This is a genomic window from Escherichia sp. E1V33, from assembly GCF_004211955.1.
In the GTDB taxonomy this organism is placed as follows: Bacteria; Pseudomonadota; Gammaproteobacteria; order Enterobacterales; family Enterobacteriaceae; genus Escherichia.
This window is the reverse complement of sequence record NZ_RHJI01000034.1, coordinates 20,469-37,532: the sequence shown is the minus strand read 5'-3', so window position 1 is coordinate 37,532 and position 17,064 is coordinate 20,469. Positions and strand designations below refer to the sequence as shown.

19 protein-coding genes are annotated in these 17,064 nt (G+C 52.4%); 15 read left to right on the top strand and 4 right to left on the bottom strand.

What is annotated here, in order from left to right; all coding sequences use genetic code 11:
• Nucleotide 1 precedes the first annotated feature (1 nt).
• From D9742_RS22280 to D9742_RS22265, 4 genes are read left to right on the top strand one after another with little or no spacing between them, the layout of a single operon-like run.
• A complete protein-coding gene (locus D9742_RS22280) occupies nucleotides 2–1,024 on the top strand; it encodes an ABC transporter permease (RefSeq protein WP_130238275.1) in 1,023 nt (340 codons plus the stop codon).
• The gene (ddpC, locus tag D9742_RS22275) at nucleotides 1,021–1,914 is read left to right on the top strand and encodes a D,D-dipeptide ABC transporter permease (RefSeq protein ID WP_130238274.1); all 894 of its coding nucleotides are present in this window, start codon (nucleotides 1,021–1,023) and stop codon (nucleotides 1,912–1,914) included. Before D9742_RS22280 ends, ddpC begins: the two co-directional genes overlap by 4 nt.
• Nucleotides 1,914–2,900 carry an ABC transporter ATP-binding protein gene (locus D9742_RS22270; RefSeq protein WP_130238285.1) on the top strand — a complete coding sequence of 329 codons (987 nt, stop codon included), beginning with the start codon at nucleotides 1,914–1,916 and terminating at the stop codon, nucleotides 2,898–2,900. Before ddpC ends, D9742_RS22270 begins: the two co-directional genes overlap by 1 nt.
• The gene (locus D9742_RS22265; RefSeq protein ID WP_130238273.1) at nucleotides 2,893–3,819 is read left to right on the top strand and encodes an ABC transporter ATP-binding protein; all 927 of its coding nucleotides are present in this window, start codon (nucleotides 2,893–2,895) and stop codon (nucleotides 3,817–3,819) included. The genes D9742_RS22270 and D9742_RS22265 overlap by 8 nt, the downstream gene beginning before the upstream one ends.
• Before the next feature lie 36 nt (nucleotides 3,820–3,855).
• Here D9742_RS22265 and D9742_RS22260 read toward each other — a convergent pair whose 3' ends face one another.
• Nucleotides 3,856–4,746 carry a LysR family transcriptional regulator gene (locus D9742_RS22260; protein ID WP_089620611.1) on the bottom strand — a complete coding sequence of 297 codons (891 nt, stop codon included), beginning with the start codon at nucleotides 4,744–4,746 and terminating at the stop codon, nucleotides 3,856–3,858.
• A 141-nt stretch (nucleotides 4,747–4,887) separates the two neighbouring features.
• On the opposite strand from D9742_RS22260, the gene D9742_RS22255 reads away from it, so the two are divergent.
• Genes D9742_RS22255 through D9742_RS22230 form a run of 6 tightly spaced genes read left to right on the top strand, consistent with a single transcriptional unit; the run spans nucleotide 4,888 to nucleotide 10,601 of the window.
• Nucleotides 4,888–5,595, top strand: coding sequence for a CoA transferase subunit A (locus D9742_RS22255; protein ID WP_000907686.1), 708 nt, complete (start codon nucleotides 4,888–4,890; stop codon nucleotides 5,593–5,595).
• Between the two features lie 2 nt (nucleotides 5,596–5,597).
• A complete protein-coding gene (locus D9742_RS22250; RefSeq protein WP_000957780.1) occupies nucleotides 5,598–6,254 on the top strand; it encodes a CoA transferase subunit B in 657 nt (218 codons plus the stop codon).
• Nucleotides 6,255–6,263: 9 nt separating this feature from the next.
• A complete protein-coding gene (locus D9742_RS22245) occupies nucleotides 6,264–7,469 on the top strand; it encodes an acetyl-CoA C-acetyltransferase (protein WP_130238272.1) in 1,206 nt (401 codons plus the stop codon).
• Nucleotides 7,459–8,382, top strand: coding sequence for a 3-hydroxyacyl-CoA dehydrogenase family protein (locus tag D9742_RS22240; RefSeq protein WP_130238271.1), 924 nt, complete (start codon nucleotides 7,459–7,461; stop codon nucleotides 8,380–8,382). Before D9742_RS22245 ends, D9742_RS22240 begins: the two co-directional genes overlap by 11 nt.
• A 45-nt stretch (nucleotides 8,383–8,427) precedes the next feature.
• Entirely contained in the window at nucleotides 8,428–9,819 is a 1,392-nt protein-coding gene (locus D9742_RS22235) for a GntP family permease (RefSeq protein WP_130238270.1), read from the top strand.
• Nucleotides 9,820–9,830: 11 nt separating this feature from the next.
• On the top strand, nucleotides 9,831–10,601 hold the full coding sequence (locus D9742_RS22230) for a 3-hydroxybutyrate dehydrogenase (protein WP_130238269.1): 771 nt from the start codon (nucleotides 9,831–9,833) through the stop codon (nucleotides 10,599–10,601).
• A 35-nt stretch (nucleotides 10,602–10,636) separates the two neighbouring features.
• Here D9742_RS22230 and osmC read toward each other — a convergent pair whose 3' ends face one another.
• Complete coding sequence (gene osmC / locus D9742_RS22225; RefSeq protein WP_130238268.1) at nucleotides 10,637–11,068, bottom strand: peroxiredoxin OsmC; 432 nt, start codon at nucleotides 11,066–11,068, stop codon at nucleotides 10,637–10,639.
• Nucleotides 11,069–11,410: 342 nt separating this feature from the next.
• Between osmC and bdm the strand changes: the two genes are divergently transcribed.
• From bdm to D9742_RS22200, 5 genes are all read left to right on the top strand, one after another.
• Nucleotides 11,411–11,626 carry a biofilm-dependent modulation protein gene (gene bdm, locus D9742_RS22220; protein WP_000495766.1) on the top strand — a complete coding sequence of 72 codons (216 nt, stop codon included), beginning with the start codon at nucleotides 11,411–11,413 and terminating at the stop codon, nucleotides 11,624–11,626.
• Nucleotides 11,627–11,727: 101 nt separating this feature from the next.
• Complete coding sequence (sra, locus tag D9742_RS22215; RefSeq protein WP_000841557.1) at nucleotides 11,728–11,865, top strand: stationary-phase-induced ribosome-associated protein; 138 nt, start codon at nucleotides 11,728–11,730, stop codon at nucleotides 11,863–11,865.
• Nucleotides 11,866–12,021: 156 nt separating this feature from the next.
• Nucleotides 12,022–13,719, top strand: a complete 1,698-nt coding sequence (gene maeA, locus D9742_RS22210; RefSeq protein WP_130238267.1) for a malate dehydrogenase — start codon at nucleotides 12,022–12,024, stop codon at nucleotides 13,717–13,719.
• Between the two features lie 133 nt (nucleotides 13,720–13,852).
• Nucleotides 13,853–14,863 carry an alcohol dehydrogenase AdhP gene (gene adhP, locus D9742_RS22205; RefSeq protein ID WP_000642406.1) on the top strand — a complete coding sequence of 337 codons (1,011 nt, stop codon included), beginning with the start codon at nucleotides 13,853–13,855 and terminating at the stop codon, nucleotides 14,861–14,863.
• Between the two features lie 146 nt (nucleotides 14,864–15,009).
• Nucleotides 15,010–15,294 carry a HigA family addiction module antitoxin gene (locus tag D9742_RS22200; protein ID WP_000781370.1) on the top strand — a complete coding sequence of 95 codons (285 nt, stop codon included), beginning with the start codon at nucleotides 15,010–15,012 and terminating at the stop codon, nucleotides 15,292–15,294.
• A 228-nt stretch (nucleotides 15,295–15,522) separates the two neighbouring features.
• Here D9742_RS22200 and fdnI read toward each other — a convergent pair whose 3' ends face one another.
• Nucleotides 15,523–16,176, bottom strand: coding sequence for a formate dehydrogenase-N subunit gamma (gene fdnI, locus D9742_RS22195; RefSeq protein ID WP_000045648.1), 654 nt, complete (start codon nucleotides 16,174–16,176; stop codon nucleotides 15,523–15,525).
• Entirely contained in the window at nucleotides 16,169–17,053 is an 885-nt protein-coding gene (fdnH, locus tag D9742_RS22190) for a formate dehydrogenase N subunit beta (protein ID WP_001240582.1), read from the bottom strand. The genes fdnI and fdnH overlap by 8 nt, the downstream gene beginning before the upstream one ends.
• Nucleotides 17,054–17,064 lie beyond the last annotated feature (11 nt).

Here is a 17,064-nt window from a genome sequence, read left to right as displayed (position 1 = left end):
CGTGACCTTCTGGAGTATTTTGCGCCAACGCTGCTGGGGGCTGGTGCTCGTGGTGGCGGGCGTCTGCGTGATTACTTTTATTATCTCGCACCTGATCCCCGGCGATCCGGCGCGGTTGCTGGCTGGCGACCGCGCCAGCGATGCCATCGTGGAAAATATTCGCCAGCAATTGGGGCTCGACCAGCCGCTATACGTACAATTTTACCGCTACGTCAGCGACCTGTTTCATGGTGACCTGGGGACATCCATTCGTACCGGGCGTCCGGTGCTGGAAGAGCTGCGTATATTCTTCCCGGCGACGCTGGAACTGGCCTTTTGCGCCCTGCTGCTGGCGCTACTGATTGGCATCCCACTGGGCATACTCTCTGCCGTCTGGCGTAATCGCTGGCTGGATCATCTTGTCCGTCTGATGGCCATAACCGGAATATCCACACCTGCGTTCTGGCTTGGACTGGGTGTCATTGTGCTGTTTTATGGTCATCTGCAAATTCTTCCCGGCGGCGGAAGGCTTGATGACTGGCTTGATCCACCCACGCGTGTAACCGGCTTTTATCTGATTGATGCGCTGCTTGAAGGGAACGGTGAAGTCTTTTTCAATGCCCTGCAACATCTCATCTTACCGGCGTTAACCCTGGCGTTCGTTCACCTGGGGATTGTCGCCCGCCAGATCCGCTCAGCGATGCTGGAACAGTTGAGTGAAGACTACATTCGTACCGCCCGGGCCAGCGGCTTGCCCGGCTGGTATATCGTTTTAGGTTATGCGCTACCCAATGCGTTGATCCCCTCGATTACCGTTTTGGGCCTGGCGCTGGGCGATTTGTTATATGGCGCAGTGCTCACCGAAACCGTTTTTGCCTGGCCAGGTATGGGTGCATGGGTAGTCACATCAATACAGGCGCTCGATTTCCCGGCAGTGATGGGCTTTGCGGTCGTGGTTTCGTTTGCTTATGTGCTGGTGAACCTGGTGGTGGATTTGCTCTATTTGTGGATTGATCCGCGTATCGGGCGCGGAGGTGATGAATGATGTTAAGCGAGGAAACGCCCGTCGTATGTCCGCAAAAACGCAAGCGATTTAACGGTACAAAACTGTTATGGATGCTGAAAGGCAGTCCGCTCACCGTGACCGGCGCGGTTATCATTGTGGTGATGTTATTGATGATGGTTTTTTCACCGTGGCTGGCAACGCATGATCCCAACGCCATTGATTTAACCGCGCGCCTGTTGCCTCCCTCTGCGGCGCACTGGTTTGGCACTGATGAAGTGGGACGCGATCTTTTTAGCCGCGTTCTGGTCGGTAGCCAGCAATCTATTCTCGCCGGATTAGTGGTGGTCGCCATTGCGGGCATTATTGGTTCGCTGCTCGGGTGTCTTTCAGGCGTACTGGGCGGACGCGCTGACGCCATTATCATGCGCATTATGGACATTATGCTGTCGATTCCTTCGCTGGTGCTGACAATGGCGCTGGCTGCTGCTCTTGGACCGAGTTTGTTTAACGCCATGCTGGCGATTGCTATCGTGCGTATCCCGTTTTATGTGCGCCTGGCGCGCGGGCAAACATTAGTTGTCCGCCAGTACACTTACGTTCAGGCGGCGAAAACCTTTGGCGCGTCACGCTGGCATCTGATCAACTGGCATATTTTACGTAACTCCCTGCCGCCGCTGATTGTGCAGGCATCGCTGGATATTGGTAGCGCAATTTTAATGGCCGCCACGTTGGGATTTATTGGTCTGGGTGCTCAACAACCGAGTGCTGAATGGGGCGCTATGGTGGCGAATGGTCGCAACTATGTACTCGATCAGTGGTGGTATTGCGCATTTCCGGGAGCGGCGATTTTGATTACTGCCGTCGGATTTAATTTATTTGGCGATGGTATTCGCGATCTGCTTGACCCGAAAGCAGGAGGAAAGCAGTGATGACACAGCCTGTATTGAATATGAATCAGGTGTATTTGAGTTTCCCAGGTTTTAACGGCGATGTTCACGCGCTCAACAATGTGTCTTTGCAAATCAACCGCGGGGAGATTGTCGGCCTTGTGGGGGAATCTGGCTCGGGTAAATCAGTCACCGCAATGCTGATCATGCGCCTGCTACCGGAAGGAAGTTATCGCGTGCATCAAGGCCGGATTTTACTGCTGGGAGAAGATGTTCTTAACGCTGGGGAAAAACAGCTTCGTCAGTGGCGTGGAACACGGGTGGCGATGATCTTTCAGGAACCGATGACCGCCCTCAATCCAACCCGTCGAATAGGTCTTCAGATGATGGATGTGATCCGCCATCATCAGCCGTTAAATCGTCACGACGCCAGAGCTAAAGCGATTGCTCTGCTGGAAGAGATGCAAATCCCTGATGCCGCCGAAGTCATGTCACGCTATCCGTTTGAGCTTTCAGGCGGTATGCGCCAGCGGGTAATGATTGCGCTGGCATTCTCCTGCGAACCGCAACTGATTATTGCCGACGAACCGACAACGGCGCTGGACGTCACGGTACAGTTGCAGGTACTGCGCCTGCTTAAACGTAAAGCCCGCGCCAGCGGAACTGCGGTGCTGTTCATTAGCCATGATATGGCCGTGGTGTCGCAATTGTGCGATAGCGTCTATGTGATGTATGCCGGAAGCGTAATTGAAAGCGGCGTGACGGCAGACGTCATTCATCATCCCCGACATCCGTATGCCATTGGCTTGCAGCAATGTGCGCCAGAGCATGGAATACCGCGTCAGCCATTACCCGCCATCCCAGGGACGGTGCCAAACCTCACCCATTTGCCTGACGGCTGCGCTTTTCGCGATCGCTGCTATGCGGCGGGAGTACTGTGTGAAAACGTCCCTGCGCTGACAGCGTGTGGTGACAACAACCACCACTGCGCTTGTTGGTATCCTCAGCAGGAGGTCATCAATGTCTGACGCGTTATTAACGTTACGCGATGTCCATGTCGATTTCCCTGCCCGTAAAAACTGGCTTGGTAAAACTACGGAACATGTTCATGCCATTAATGGTATTGATTTACAGATCCGCCGTGGTGAAACCTTAGGGATCGTCGGTGAGTCAGGCTGCGGCAAAAGCACCCTCGCACAGCTTTTAATGGGTATGCTGCAACCGAGCCACGGGCAATACATCCGTTCAGGATCACAACGCATTATGCAGATGGTGTTTCAGGACCCGCTCTCTTCGCTTAATCCGCGCTTACCGGTGTGGCGCATCATCACAGAACCGCTCTGGATAGCTAAGCGTAGTAGTGAACAACAGCGGCGAGCGTTGGCAGAGGAGCTGGCTTCACAGGTGGGTATTCGACCGGAGTATCTCGACCGTCTGCCCCATGCGTTCTCCGGCGGGCAACGGCAACGTATCGCCATTGCCAGAGCACTCTCTTCGCAACCGGATGTGATTGTGCTGGATGAGCCCACCTCGGCGCTGGATATCTCCGTACAGGCGCAGATCCTCAATTTACTGGTAACGCTACAGGTAAATCGCGGGCTGACCTATGTGCTGATCTCACACAATGTCTCGGTGATTCGTCATATGAGCGATCGGGTAGCGGTGATGTATCTCGGGCAGATTGTAGAACTGGGCGACGCGCAACAGGTACTGACGGCTCCGGCACATCCGTACACCCTATTATTGCTGGACTCCCTCCCCGCCATTGATAAACCGCTGGAGGAAGAATGGGCATTACGTAAAACGGAACTGCCAGGAAACCGCACGTTGCCACAGGGCTGTTTTTTCCGCGAACGTTGCCCCCTTGCAACCAGCGGATGCGAAGTCCGGCAATCATTAACGACGCGGGCTGACGGACGTGAGATCCGTTGCTGGCGGGCGCTGTAGGACGCGGCATCCGGCTATTGCATGTCTGCGGAAACGTTATGCGTCATAGGTTTTTTTTAACGTTTCCATCAACGCCTGCGCCGCAGTAGAAAGCTTATGGTGTGACGAACGCAGTACACCTACTCGTCGCTCAATCACTGGATTATCCAGTTCCAGACACACTGCGCCCAGTTCGCTCATCTGCCTGCGGCACAGCGCAGGCACAGCGCTTCCTCCCAAACCGTTTGCCACCAGCCGCCCAACCGTAACCAGCTGATGGCTTTCCAGCGCCACTTCCAGTTGCGTTCCACTTTGTGCCAACTCCTCTTCCAGCATCAACCTGACGGCTGACGGTCGCTGGAGGGTGATAAAATCGAGCGTCAGCAAATCCCGCCAGCTCACGCGTTGCCGATTTGCCAGTCGGGAATCGGCTGGAACAATAGCGACAAACCGATCCACGCCCAGCGGGGTAAAATGCAAATGGCCGCAATAGTCAGGTTCAAAGGCAATCCCCATCTCCACGCGCCCTTCGCTTACCATTTCGATCACCTGCTCATTCACCACATCGTGCACGGTGACATTAATCCCTGAATAACAATCGCGGAAGGTTTTCAGCACCGGAGGCAAAACGTTGGCTGCAAATGACGGCATCGCTGCCACCGAGACTTTGCCCCGCCTGAGCGTGAATCGCTGACGCATGGCCTCCTCGGTGTTATCCCAGTCAGCCAGCAAAGGCCGTGCCATCGACAATAACGTTTCCCCCTCCTGGGTTAACGTCACTTTTCGCGTAGTACGCAGCAGTAAAGCGCCCCCTAAGGCATCTTCCAGTCCTTTAATGGCAAGACTTAGCGCAGGCTGCGACATATTCAGCCGTTCACTGGCATGGGCAAAGTTCAGAGTGTGAGCTACCGCTAAAAACGCGCGTAACTGTTTGATGCTCATTTTCATCTGGCACTCCGTTAACCTACTGAATACATTTAATTAACATTATATTGATAAATAATACAAATGAATGAGTCACAAATTTAAAATTAACAAATCATTTTTTGCCCTTAATGATGTTGAAAAGGACAACTGGAGGGCAACTGTATGGCTGGGTTGGATAAACGGGTCGCTACGTATCACGAGGCGCTTGAAGGACTTACCAATGAGATGACGATTCTGGCAGGAGGTTTTGGCCTGTGCGGCATCCCGGAGAATCTGATTGCTGAAGTTCGCCACCGTGGAGTAACCGGATTAACGGTGGTTTCCAATAACTGTGGCGTAGATGGTTTTGGACTGGGTGTACTACTGGAAAGCCGACAGATCCGTAAAGTCGTCGCTTCTTATGTTGGCGAGAATGCTTTGTTTGAAAAACAGGTGCTTAACGGCGAACTGGAGGCGATTCTCACACCACAAGGAACCCTGGCAGAACAACTGCGCGCAGGCGGCGCGGGTATCCCGGCGTTCTTTACTGCCACCGGTTACGGTACTCCCGTTGCCGAAGGGAAAGAAGTCCGCGAATTCAACGGTCGCCCGTACATCATGGAACAGGCTATCACTGGTGATTTTGCCCTGGTCAAAGGCTGGAAAGCCGACTGGTACGGCAACGTGATTTATCGTCATACCGCGCAAAACTTTAACCCACTGATGGCGGCTGCCGGAAAAATCACCGTGGTGGAAGTGGAAGAAATAGTGCCACCCGGTGAACTTGATCCTGCCGCTATCCATACCCCGGGGATTTTTGTTAATCGCGTCATTCAGGGGCAATTTGAAAAACGCATTGAACAACGCACCCTTAGTCGCAAAGGAGCCTGACCATGTTAACCCGTGAACAAATGGCGATGCGAGTCGCCCGCGAATTGCGCGATGGCTATTACGTCAATCTCGGCATTGGTATCCCGACACTGGTGGCCAACTACATTCCTGACGGGATGGATGTGATGTTGCAGTCAGAAAATGGTTTGCTGGGAATGGGCGCATTTCCTACGGAAGACGAACTGGACGCCGACATGATTAACGCCGGTAAACAAACCGTTACCGCACGGAAAGGTGCGGCAATTTTCGACTCGGCGCAATCTTTCGCCATGATCCGTGGCGGCCATGTGGATCTGACTGTGCTTGGCGCATTTGAAGTGGATGTGAATGGCAACATTGCCTCATGGATGATCCCCGGCAAGATGGTTAAAGGCATGGGCGGTGCCATGGATCTGGTTGCCGGTGCCGAGAATATTATTGTGGTAATGACCCACGCCTCGAAATCCGGCGAATCCAAACTGCTTCCTGACTGTACCCTTCCGTTGACCGGCGTTGGCTGCATCAAACGCGTCTTAACCGACCTTGCGCTGCTGGAAATTGCTGACGGCGCTTTCATTCTGCGCGAGCGCGCGCCGGGAATCAGCGTTGCGGAAATCGTCGCCAAAACCGCCGGTAAGTTGTTTGTGCCGGAACATGTCCCGGAAATGCAATTCAACTGAGGAATCACCATGCAGGACGTTGTTATTGTTGCCGCTACGCGCACACCGATTGGCTGTTTTCATGGCGCTCTCGCCCCACTTTCTGCGGTTGATCTCGGTGCTGCCACCATCCGTTCGTTGCTGGAGAAAACCGCACTTGCAGCAGAACAGATCGACGAAGTGATTTTTGGTCAGGTCCTGACCGCCGGAAGCGGACAAAACCCGGCACGACAATCGGCGCTCAAAGCCGGGTTAAGCCATGATACACCTGCCGTTACCATCAATCTGGTATGTGGTTCCGGTCTGAAAGCCGTACACCAGGCCGTACAGGCGATCCGTTGCGGTGATGCACAGATAATTATCGCAGGTGGCCAGGAAAGCATGAGCAACGCGCCCTATTTTATTGATGGCGCGCGGGCAGGTTTACGCCTCGGGCATACCAGCATGAAAGACAGCGTGGTGCATGACGGACTATGGGATGCTTTCAATGATTACCACATGGGCATTACTGCAGAAAACCTGGCGCAAAAATATGCCATCAGTCGCGAGCGACAGGACACATTCGCGCTACGTTCTCAGCAAAAAGCCGCTGCCGCAATGGAAGCCGGGCGCTTTGCAGACGAAATTACTCCGGTGAGCGTACCACAAGGTAAAAAACCACCACGCTGGGTAAATACCGACGAACAACCACGTTCCGGGACGCAACTGGAAAAACTAGCGCAACTGAAACCGGCCTTTCTTCCAGGGGCGGGAAGCGTCACCGCAGGAAATGCCTCTTCCATCAATGATGGTGCCGCCGCAGTCATGTTAATGCGCGCCAGCAAAGCTGCGGAACTTGGCCTCCCAGTGCTGGCTCGGGTGGCTGGTTATGCCGTTTCTGGCGTCGATCCTGCCTTTATGGGCATTGGCCCGGTCGCCGCTACCCGCGAATGTCTTAATCGTTGCGGATGGACACTGGAAGATATTGATCTTATTGAAGCCAACGAGGCTTTCGCAGCACAGGCGCTGGCCGTTGGCGACGAACTGAACTGGGATAGCGACAAAGTGAATGTTAACGGCGGTGCAATCGCACTTGGGCATCCTATTGGCGCTTCCGGTTGCCGCATTCTGGTCACTCTCATTTATGAAATGGCGCGACGTAATGCGCAAAAAGGGCTGGCGACGCTGTGCGTCGGTGGCGGTCAGGGCGTGGCGCTGACGCTGGAAAGAACCACAGGAGAACACCATGCAAACTGAACAATTTGCGGTACTGGGCGCCGGATTGATGGGCGTGGGGATTGCCACTCATTTCGCCCGCTTTGGTCATGATATCTGGCTGTACGATACCGAGCAGAGCCGGATTGCAGAAATCGACGTAGTTGCAGGCGGAATTCTTGATGAGCTGATTAGCTGCGAACAGTTTACTGCCTCGGAAAAAGAGAATGTGCTTAAACGTCTGCACGGCACGACTTCTCTTGCAGACATCGCCGACTCGCAACTACTGATTGAGGCGATCCCGGAGCGACTTGAACTAAAACACGCATTATATACCGAGCTTGAAACGCTTATTTCTCCTGAGGCCATTGTCGCCAGCAATACCAGCGGTCTGCCGCCCGATGATCTGGCCGCGAAGATGCGCTACCCGCAACGACTGCTAATCGCCCATTTCTGGCATCCGCCGCACTTCATTCCACTTGTGGAGATTGTCCCCGGCAGCGTTACCGAGGCAAAGCATTTGCACTGGCTGCAACACTTGCTTGTGTCACAGCAACTGGAAGCTGTGTTGCTGGATCGCGCTGCGCCAGGATTTGTCGGCAACCGTCTGCAATTTGCACTGTTGCGTGAAGCCCTGCATATCGTAAAAAGCGGCATCGCCAGTGCCGAAGTGGTGGATCAGGTGATGCGCGCCTCGCTTGGGCGACGTTATGCCATGGTCGGCCCGCTGGAGGCCGCCGACATGACCGGACTTTCGACGGTGCAGGATATTTGTCGCCATCTGCTCCCTGAACTGGCGACTGGCAGCGACATGATGTCGTTAGTTGCCGAAAAAGTGGAACGTGGAGACATCGGCGTACGTAGCGGTCAGGGTTTTTACCGCTGGGATGAATCGCGGAAGCAGTACATCCAGCAGCGTCGGAAACATCAACTTCGCTTCGCCCTGAAACCATAACTTCTCTCTCTGTACCCACTATAACAACGATATTGAGGAGTCCCGATGAGTGTATTAATCGCCCTTGCCGCGCTTGGGCTGCTAATGCTGGCAGCCTATCGCGGATACAGCGTTATCCTTTTTGCCCCCATCGCGGCATTAGGCGCAGTTCTTGTCACCGATCCGGGGGCCGTTGGCCCAGCATTTACCGGCCTGTTCATGGAAAAAATGGTCGGCTTCGTGAAATTGTACTTCCCGGTGTTTCTGCTCGGGGCCGTGTTCGGAAAACTGATTGAACTTTCAGGATTTTCTCGTTCGATTGTCGCTGCTGCAATCAATATTCTCGGGCGGCGGCATGCGATTCCGGTGATTGTGCTGGTATGCGCATTACTCACCTATGGCGGCGTGTCGCTGTTTGTGGTGGCATTTGCCGTTTATCCGTTCGCGGCTGAATTGTTCCGCCAGAGTAATATCCCCAAACGGCTTATACCGGCAACGGTGGCCCTCGGAGCATTCTCTTTTACTATGGACGCTCTGCCCGGCACGCCACAAATTCAGAACATTATTCCTACCAGTTTCTTTGGCACCAACGCCTGGGCCGCGCCGTGGCTGGGGCTTATTGGTTCACTGTTTATCATTGCCGTCGGGCTTATCTATCTGGAGCGGCAGCGTCGTAAAGCGCAGGCAAAAAATGAAGGTTACGGCACAGAGTTACTTAATGAACCCGAAACACCAGATAACATCAATTTACCGAACCCACTCATTGCGATTTCACCATTGATTCTGGTGGGGTTGTTGAACTTGTTGTTTACCTGGTGGATCCCTGTTTGGTACGGTGCGAGCCACCAACTGGAGTTGCCGGGACTTTCCGCCCCGATTACCACAGATGTCGCCAAAATCACCGCTATCTGGGCCGTTGAAGCTGCGCTCATTGCTGGAATTTTGCTGGTAGTGATTTTTGGATATCGCAATATTCATGGAAGACTGGCAGAAGGAAGCCGTACAGCGGTAGGCGGCGCTATCCTGGCTGCGATGAACACCGCCTCAGAATATGGCTTCGGCGCGGTTATCGCCGCCCTACCCGGTTTTCTGGTGCTCTCGAAAGCGCTGGCCGCCATTCCTGATCCATTACTCAACGAAGCCATCAGCATCACCACACTTGCCGGAATTACCGGTTCAGCGTCCGGCGGGATGAGTATTGCTCTTGCGGCTATGTCCGACACTTTTATTGCCGCTGCGCACGCTGCCAATATTCCACTGGAAGTTTTTCACCGCGTGGCATCTATGGCCAGTGGCGGCATGGATACATTGCCCCATAACGGCGCCGTGATTACCCTGCTGGCAATTACTGGACTGAGTCACCGTCAGGCTTACGGCGGCATCTTCGCAATTACGATCATTAAAAGTCTGGCCGTGCTGTTTATCATCGGCGTGTACTACACCACCGGCATTGTCTAAGGAAAATCATCATGAATTTACAAGGTAAAACTGCGCTGGTAACGGGGTCCACCAGCGGTATTGGACTCGGTATTGCTCAGACACTGGCAAAAGCTGGCGCGCAAGTGATCCTCAACGGCTTCGGTGATGTTGACGCGGCAATCAATGCGATTTCTCGTGTGGGTAAAACGCCTGGCTATCATGAGGCAGACCTCAGCGATGAATCGCAAATTGTCAGCATGATGGCCTATGCACAGAGGGTATTTGGCGGTGTGGACATTCTGGTGAATAACGCCGGGATCCAGTATGTCTCCCCGGTGGAATCTTTCCCGGTAGATAAATGGAACGCAATTATCGCTATCAATCTCTCTTCTGTCTTTCACACCACGCGTCTGGCACTGCCAGAAATGCGCACTCGTAACTGGGGGCGGATCATTAACATTGCCTCTGTGCATGGGCTGGTAGCGTCGAAAGACAAATCGGCTTATGTTACGGCAAAACATGGCGTGGTGGGACTCACAAAGACCATTGCTCTGGAGACTGCGCAGACGGGTATTACCTGCAACGCGCTCTGCCCTGGCTGGGTGCTGACGCCGCTGGTACAACAGCAGATTGATAAGCGCATTGCACAAGGCGAAGATGCGGAAAGCGCGCGTGACGCCTTACTGGCAGAAAAACAGCCTTCTCTTGAATTTGTGACTCCGCAACAACTGGGTGAACTGGCGCTGTTTCTCTGTTCAGATGCGGCAGCACAAGTGCGTGGGGTAGCGTGGAATATGGATGGCGGCTGGGTAGCGCAGTAAGAGTTAGCCGGATGACAACATCATCCGGCGAGTACTTATGCTTTCAACTGGTAATCCAGCGTAATTTCCGCTTTCAGCACCTGTGAAACCGGACATCCTGCTTTTGCTTTCTGGATAATACCGTCAAAGGTGGAAGCATCAATGCCCGGTACGGCGACTTCGCTTTTCAGGGCGATTTTAGTAATCGCAAACCCCGAATCCACTTTATCCAGCGACACATCGGCGGTGGTATCAATCGATGTTGGGGTGAATCCCGCTTCCCCCAGCATTAATGAAAGCGCCATCGAGAAACAAGCGGCATGTGCCGCACCAATCAACTCTTCAGGATTAGTTCCTTTTTCGCCTTCAAAACGCGTGTTAAACCCATACGGCTGTTGGTTCAGTACGCCGCTCTCGGTAGATACTGTTCCCTTCCCGCGTTTGATATCGCCTTCCCAGTGTGCCTGACCTTTCTTATGGATTGTCATTGTTGCTCTCCTGTGGGCTTAAAAAGGAAATTATAGACTACCGGAGAAACAGCACGAGGATAAGCGGGATATTCCGAATTAACTCCGACAAAAAATACCCGGAAAATTAAATTGAATTACCATAATAGATATCAGGAAATATAACTCTCAAGGGATGATGCAGCAATATCAACCAGTAAACACCAAAAATAATAACCATAAATATCATGAAGTTAAAATATAAAATTCGCCAACCAGGACAAATCTTAACAACGAAGCGGCAAATATTTGCCATGCTGAATGTGCTTTATAAATCTGCGATCCGTAGCAGACATCATAAATACACAGACACGGAGAATCACTATGTTTACTTATTATCAGGCAGAAAATTCAACAGCAGAACCCGCTCTGGTTAATGCCATTGAGCAAGGCCTTCGGGCAGAGCATGGTGTTGTCACTGAAGATGACATTCTCATGGAGTTGACAAAATGGGTCGAAGCCTCTGATAACGACATCCTCAGTGACATCTACCAGCAAACGATAAATTATGTGGTCAGCGGCCAGCACCCTACGCTTTAAGCTGCTATGCTTGATCGGCAACCTAATTTAGGGGTTTAGCACGTGTTTCTTCGCTACGGCGATGTTGTCCTTAAAACTAGCAACAGGATTGAGGAGTTAAAATGAAATCGAACCGTCAGGCACGTCATATTCTTGGACTGGATCATAAAATATCTAACCAGCGCAAAATAGTTACCGAAGGTGACAAATCCAGCGTGGTAAATACCCCAACCGGCAGAAAACGCCCCGCTGAAAAGTAATCTTTAACAATCAGTCCTCAATGACGATTAAACACCATTGCCTGCGCAATGGTGTTTTTGTTTTTATCTGCTTTATACTTGGGGCCGACGCCCTGGCAGTAAAGCAAAGACGATAAAAGCGTGCCAGGGATGGATATTCAAAAAAGAGTGAGTGACATGGAACCAAAAACAAAAAAACAGCGTTCGCTTTATATTCCTTACGCTGGCCCTGTACTGCTGGAATTTCCGTTGTTGAATAAAGGCAGCGCCTTCAGCATGGAAGAACGCCGTAACTTCAACCTGCTGGGGTTACTGCCGGAAGTCGTCGAAACCATCGAAGAACAAGCGGAACGTGCGTGGATCCAGTATCAGGGATTCAAAACTGAAATCGACAAACACATCTACCTGCGTAATATCCAGGACACCAACGAAACCTTGTTCTACCGCCTGGTAAACAATCATCTTGATGAGATGATGCCTGTTATTTATACCCCAACCGTCGGCGCAGCCTGTGAGCGTTTTTCTGAGATCTACCGTCGTTCGCGCGGCGTGTTTATCTCTTACCAGAACCGCCACAATATGGACGATATTCTGCAAAACGTGCCGAACCATAATATTAAAGTGATTGTGGTGACTGACGGTGAACGTATTCTTGGCCTCGGCGACCAGGGTATTGGCGGGATGGGCATTCCGATCGGTAAACTGTCGCTCTATACCGCCTGTGGCGGTATCAGCCCGGCGTATACCCTTCCGGTGGTGCTGGATGTCGGGACCAACAACCAGCAGCTGCTTAACGATCCACTGTATATGGGCTGGCGTAATCCGCGTATCACTGACGACGAATACTATGAATTCGTTGATGAATTTATCCAGGCCGTGAAGCATCGCTGGCCGGACGTGCTCTTGCAGTTCGAAGACTTCGCGCAGAAAAATGCGATGCCGCTGCTTAACCGCTATCGCAATGAAATTTGTTCCTTTAATGATGATATTCAAGGAACCGCAGCGGTAACGGTAGGCACGCTGATCGCAGCAAGTCGCGCGGCAGGCGGTCAATTAAGCGAGAAAAAGATTGTCTTCCTTGGCGCAGGTTCAGCGGGATGCGGCATTGCCGAAATGATCATCGCCCAGACCCAGCGTGAAGGATTAAGCGAGGAAGCGGCACGACAGAAAGTCTTTATGGTCGATCGCTTTGGCCTGTTGACCGACAAGATGCCGAACCTGCTGCCTTTCCAGACCAAACTGGTGCAGGCGCGGGAAAATCTCAGCGACTGGGATACCGACAGCGATGTATTGTCATTGCTTGATGTCGTACGCAACGTCAAACCGGATATTCTGATTGGCGTATCTGGCCAGACCGGGCTGTTTACGGAAGAAATCATCCGCGAGATGCATAAACACTGTCCGCGTCCGATCGTGATGCCGCTGTCTAACCCGACCTCGCGCGTTGAAGCCACGCCGCAGGATATTATTGCCTGGACCGAAGGTAATGCGCTGGTCGCCACCGGCAGTCCGTTTAATCCAGTGGTATGGAAAGATAAAATCTACCCTATCGCCCAGTGCAACAATGCCTTTATTTTCCCAGGCATCGGGCTGGGTGTTATTGCTTCCGGCGCGTCACGTATCACCGATGAAATGCTGATGTCGGCAAGTGAAACGCTTGCTCAGTATTCGCCGCTGGTCCTGAACGGCGAAGGTCTGGTACTACCGGAACTGAAAGATATTCAGAAAGTCTCCCGTGCAATTGCGTTTGCAGTTGGCAAAATGGCGCAGCAGCAAGGCGTGGCGGTGAAAACATCTGCCGAAGCTCTGCAACAGGCCATTGATGATAATTTCTGGCAAGCCGAATACCGCGACTACCGCCGTACCTCCATCTAAGCCTGCGCCCGGTAGTGAAGGCTACCGGGCAATTTCCCTCTCCCTTTTTCAGATCTCATCCATACTGGGTAGTGGCGAATAAATCTCATTTGCCTCACCTGCTATGCAGAACATCATCCGAAAAGGAGGAACTATGAAGGCTGCAGTTGTTACGAAGGATCATCATGTTGACGTTACGGATAAAACACTGCGCTCACTGAAACATGGCGAAGCCCTGCTGAAAATGGAGTGTTGTGGTGTATGTCATACCGATCTTCATGTTAAGAATGGCGATTTTGGTGACAAAACCGGCGTAATTTTGGGGCATGAAGGCATTGGTGTGGTGGCAGAAGTTGGCCCTGGCGTTACTTCATTAAAACCAGGCGATCGCGCAAGCGTGGCGTGGTTTTATGAAGGATGCGGTCATTGCGAATACTGTAATAGTGGTAACGAAACCCTTTGCCGTTCGGTAAAAAATGCGGGATACAGCGTTGATGGCGGGATGGCGGAAGAGTGCATCGTGGTAGCCGATTATGCGGTAAAAGTGCCAGATGGCCTGGACTCGGCGGCGGCCAGCAGCATTACCTGTGCGGGGGTCACTACCTATAAAGCGGTGAAGCTGTCAAAAATTCGTCCAGGGCAGTGGATTGCTATCTACGGTCTTGGCGGTCTGGGTAACCTCGCCTTGCAATACGCTAAAAATGTCTTTAACGCCAAAGTGATCGCCATTGATGTCAATGATGAGCAGTTAAAACTGGCGACCGAAATGGGCGCTGATTTAGCTATTAACTCACGCACCGAAGACGCCGCCAAAATTGTGCAGGAGAAAACCGGTGGTGCACACGCGGCGGTGGTGACAGCGGTAGCTAAAGCTGCGTTTAACTCGGCAGTTGATGCCGTTCGCGCAGGCGGGCGTGTTGTGGCTGTCGGTCTACCGCCGGAGTCTATGAGCCTGGATATCCCACGCCTTGTGCTGGATGGTATTGAAGTGGTCGGTTCGCTGGTCGGCACGCGCCAGGATCTAACCGAAGCCTTCCAGTTTGCCGCTGAAGGTAAAGTTGTGCCGAAAGTTGCCCTGCGTCCGTTAGCGGACATCAACACCATCTTTACCGAGATGGAAGAAGGCAAAATCCGTGGCCGCATGGTGATTGATTTCCGTCACTAAGAGGCCTTTGCTGCGACTGCCAGTCCAGGTGTCGCAGCATCGCACACTCTCCAACATGAAATGGCTAAATGGATTATTGTTGCGTAGGAAGGAACAATAATGATAGTGTTCCCAGTGAAGGAACACTACTGAGAGTAAAGACACTGATGAAAATGGCCAATCATCCCCGCCCGGGGGACATTATTCAGGAATCACTGGACGAACTTAATGTCAGCCTGCGCGAGTTTGCCAGAGCAATGGAAATTGCGCCCTCAACGGCAAGCCGGTTGCTGACCGGAAAAGCAGCTTTGACGCCAGAAATGGCGATTAAACTTTCCGTGGTGATCGGCAGTTCGCCGCAAATGTGGCTGAATCTGCAAAACGCCTGGAGTCTGGCAGAGGCAGAAAAAACGGTGGATGTGTCACGATTACGCCGTCTGGTTACGCAATAAAAAAATGGCACCTTATAAAGCGCCATTTGAAACTGATGACAAACGCAACATTGCCTGATGCGCTACGCTTATCAGGCCTACACGTTCACTGCAATCTATTGGATTTGAACGGTTTGTAGGCCGGATAAGGCGTTCACGCCGCATCCGGCATGAACAAAGCCTACGTTGTCTACAATATGAAAATGGCGCTTCTTATAGCGCCATTTTCAGCTTAAAGTTCAAAAGAGATTATATCCCTTCTTCACTCTCTTTTTTCGCTTCTGCCTTCTCGATTTCACGATACCAGCGTGGATGGTGTTTCTTCGCCCAGCGACGGCTTACCTTACCTTCGATCATCCCTTTAATCGATCCTTTCACCCAAAATGCCATATACATATGGATCAGGATGGCGTGGATCAGGATGATACCCGCAGCCGCGTGAATCAGCAGGCTGTAGCGAACAACTTGCATCGGGAAGTACTGCGCAAAGTACGGACGCCAGATAATCACCCCGGTCACCAACAGCACGAAAATCATGCTCATGATCGACCAGAACATCATCTTTTGCCCGGCGTTGTACTTACCAACATCCGCCACTTTGTGCTCATTGCCTTTCAATACTTCGACAATGTTCAACAGCCACGGAATATCTTTCTTATCCGGGATGTTGTGATGCACAAAACGCACAAACATAAACATCAGTGCGACGAAAATCGCAATGCCGAAGAACGGGTGCAAAATGCGTCCCATCTGCGGCGTACCGAAGGTTTGCGTCAGCCATTGCAGCGTCGGGAAGAAGAACGAAATCCCGGACAGCGCCACCAGGAAGAAGCAAATCACCACGGTCCAGTGACAGGCGCGATCAATAAACTTGGTGCGCACAATCATTTTCGACTTACTCATGATGATCCTCCTCGTCATCGTCCACTTCCTTATTCGGGCCAATACCGATGTAATGGAAAATCAACCCTGCAAAAGTGGCAATAAAGCCAGCCGCTGCCAGCGGTTTCAACGCGCCTTTCCACAGGCTTACCGAGGTGTCGATCTTCGGATCTTTCGGCAGACCGTGATACAGCTCCGGCTGATCGGCGTGATGCAGCACGTACATAACGTGCGTACCACCGACCCCTTCCGGGTTGTAGACGCCAGCATGTTCGTAACCACGCGCTTTCAGTTTCGCCACGCGCTGTTCCGCCAGCTCCAGCATCTCCTTCTTGGTGCCGAAGTGGATAGCCCCGGTCGGACAGGTTTTCACACAAGCCGGTTCCTGGCCGACGCTGACGCGATCGACGCAGAGCGTGCATTTATATACCCGGTTATCCTCTTTGTTGAGGCGCGGAATATTAAACGGACACCCGGCAATGCAGTAACCACAGCCGATGCAGTTTTCCGACTGGAAATCGACAATCCCGTTAGCGTACTGAATGATTGCACCGGCAGACGGGCACGCCTTCAGGCAGCCCGGATCTTCACAGTGCATACAGCCATCTTTACGGATCAGCCACTCCAGCTTGCCGTTCTGTTCGGTTTCGCTAAAGCGCATCACCGTCCAGGACTTGGCGCTCAGATCGGCGGGGTTATCGTAAACCCCGACGCAGTGCCCCACTTCATCACGGATGTCGTTCCACTCCGAACACGCCACCTGACAGGCTTTACAGCCGATACAGGTGGAAACGTCGATAAGTTTCGCGACTTCTGCTTTGTAATCACGCACCTGAGAAGGCGGCGTGATGGAGTTAGTTGCGGACCTTTTGATAATGTCCTGCGTTTCCATAGCCATCTTTTCGCCCC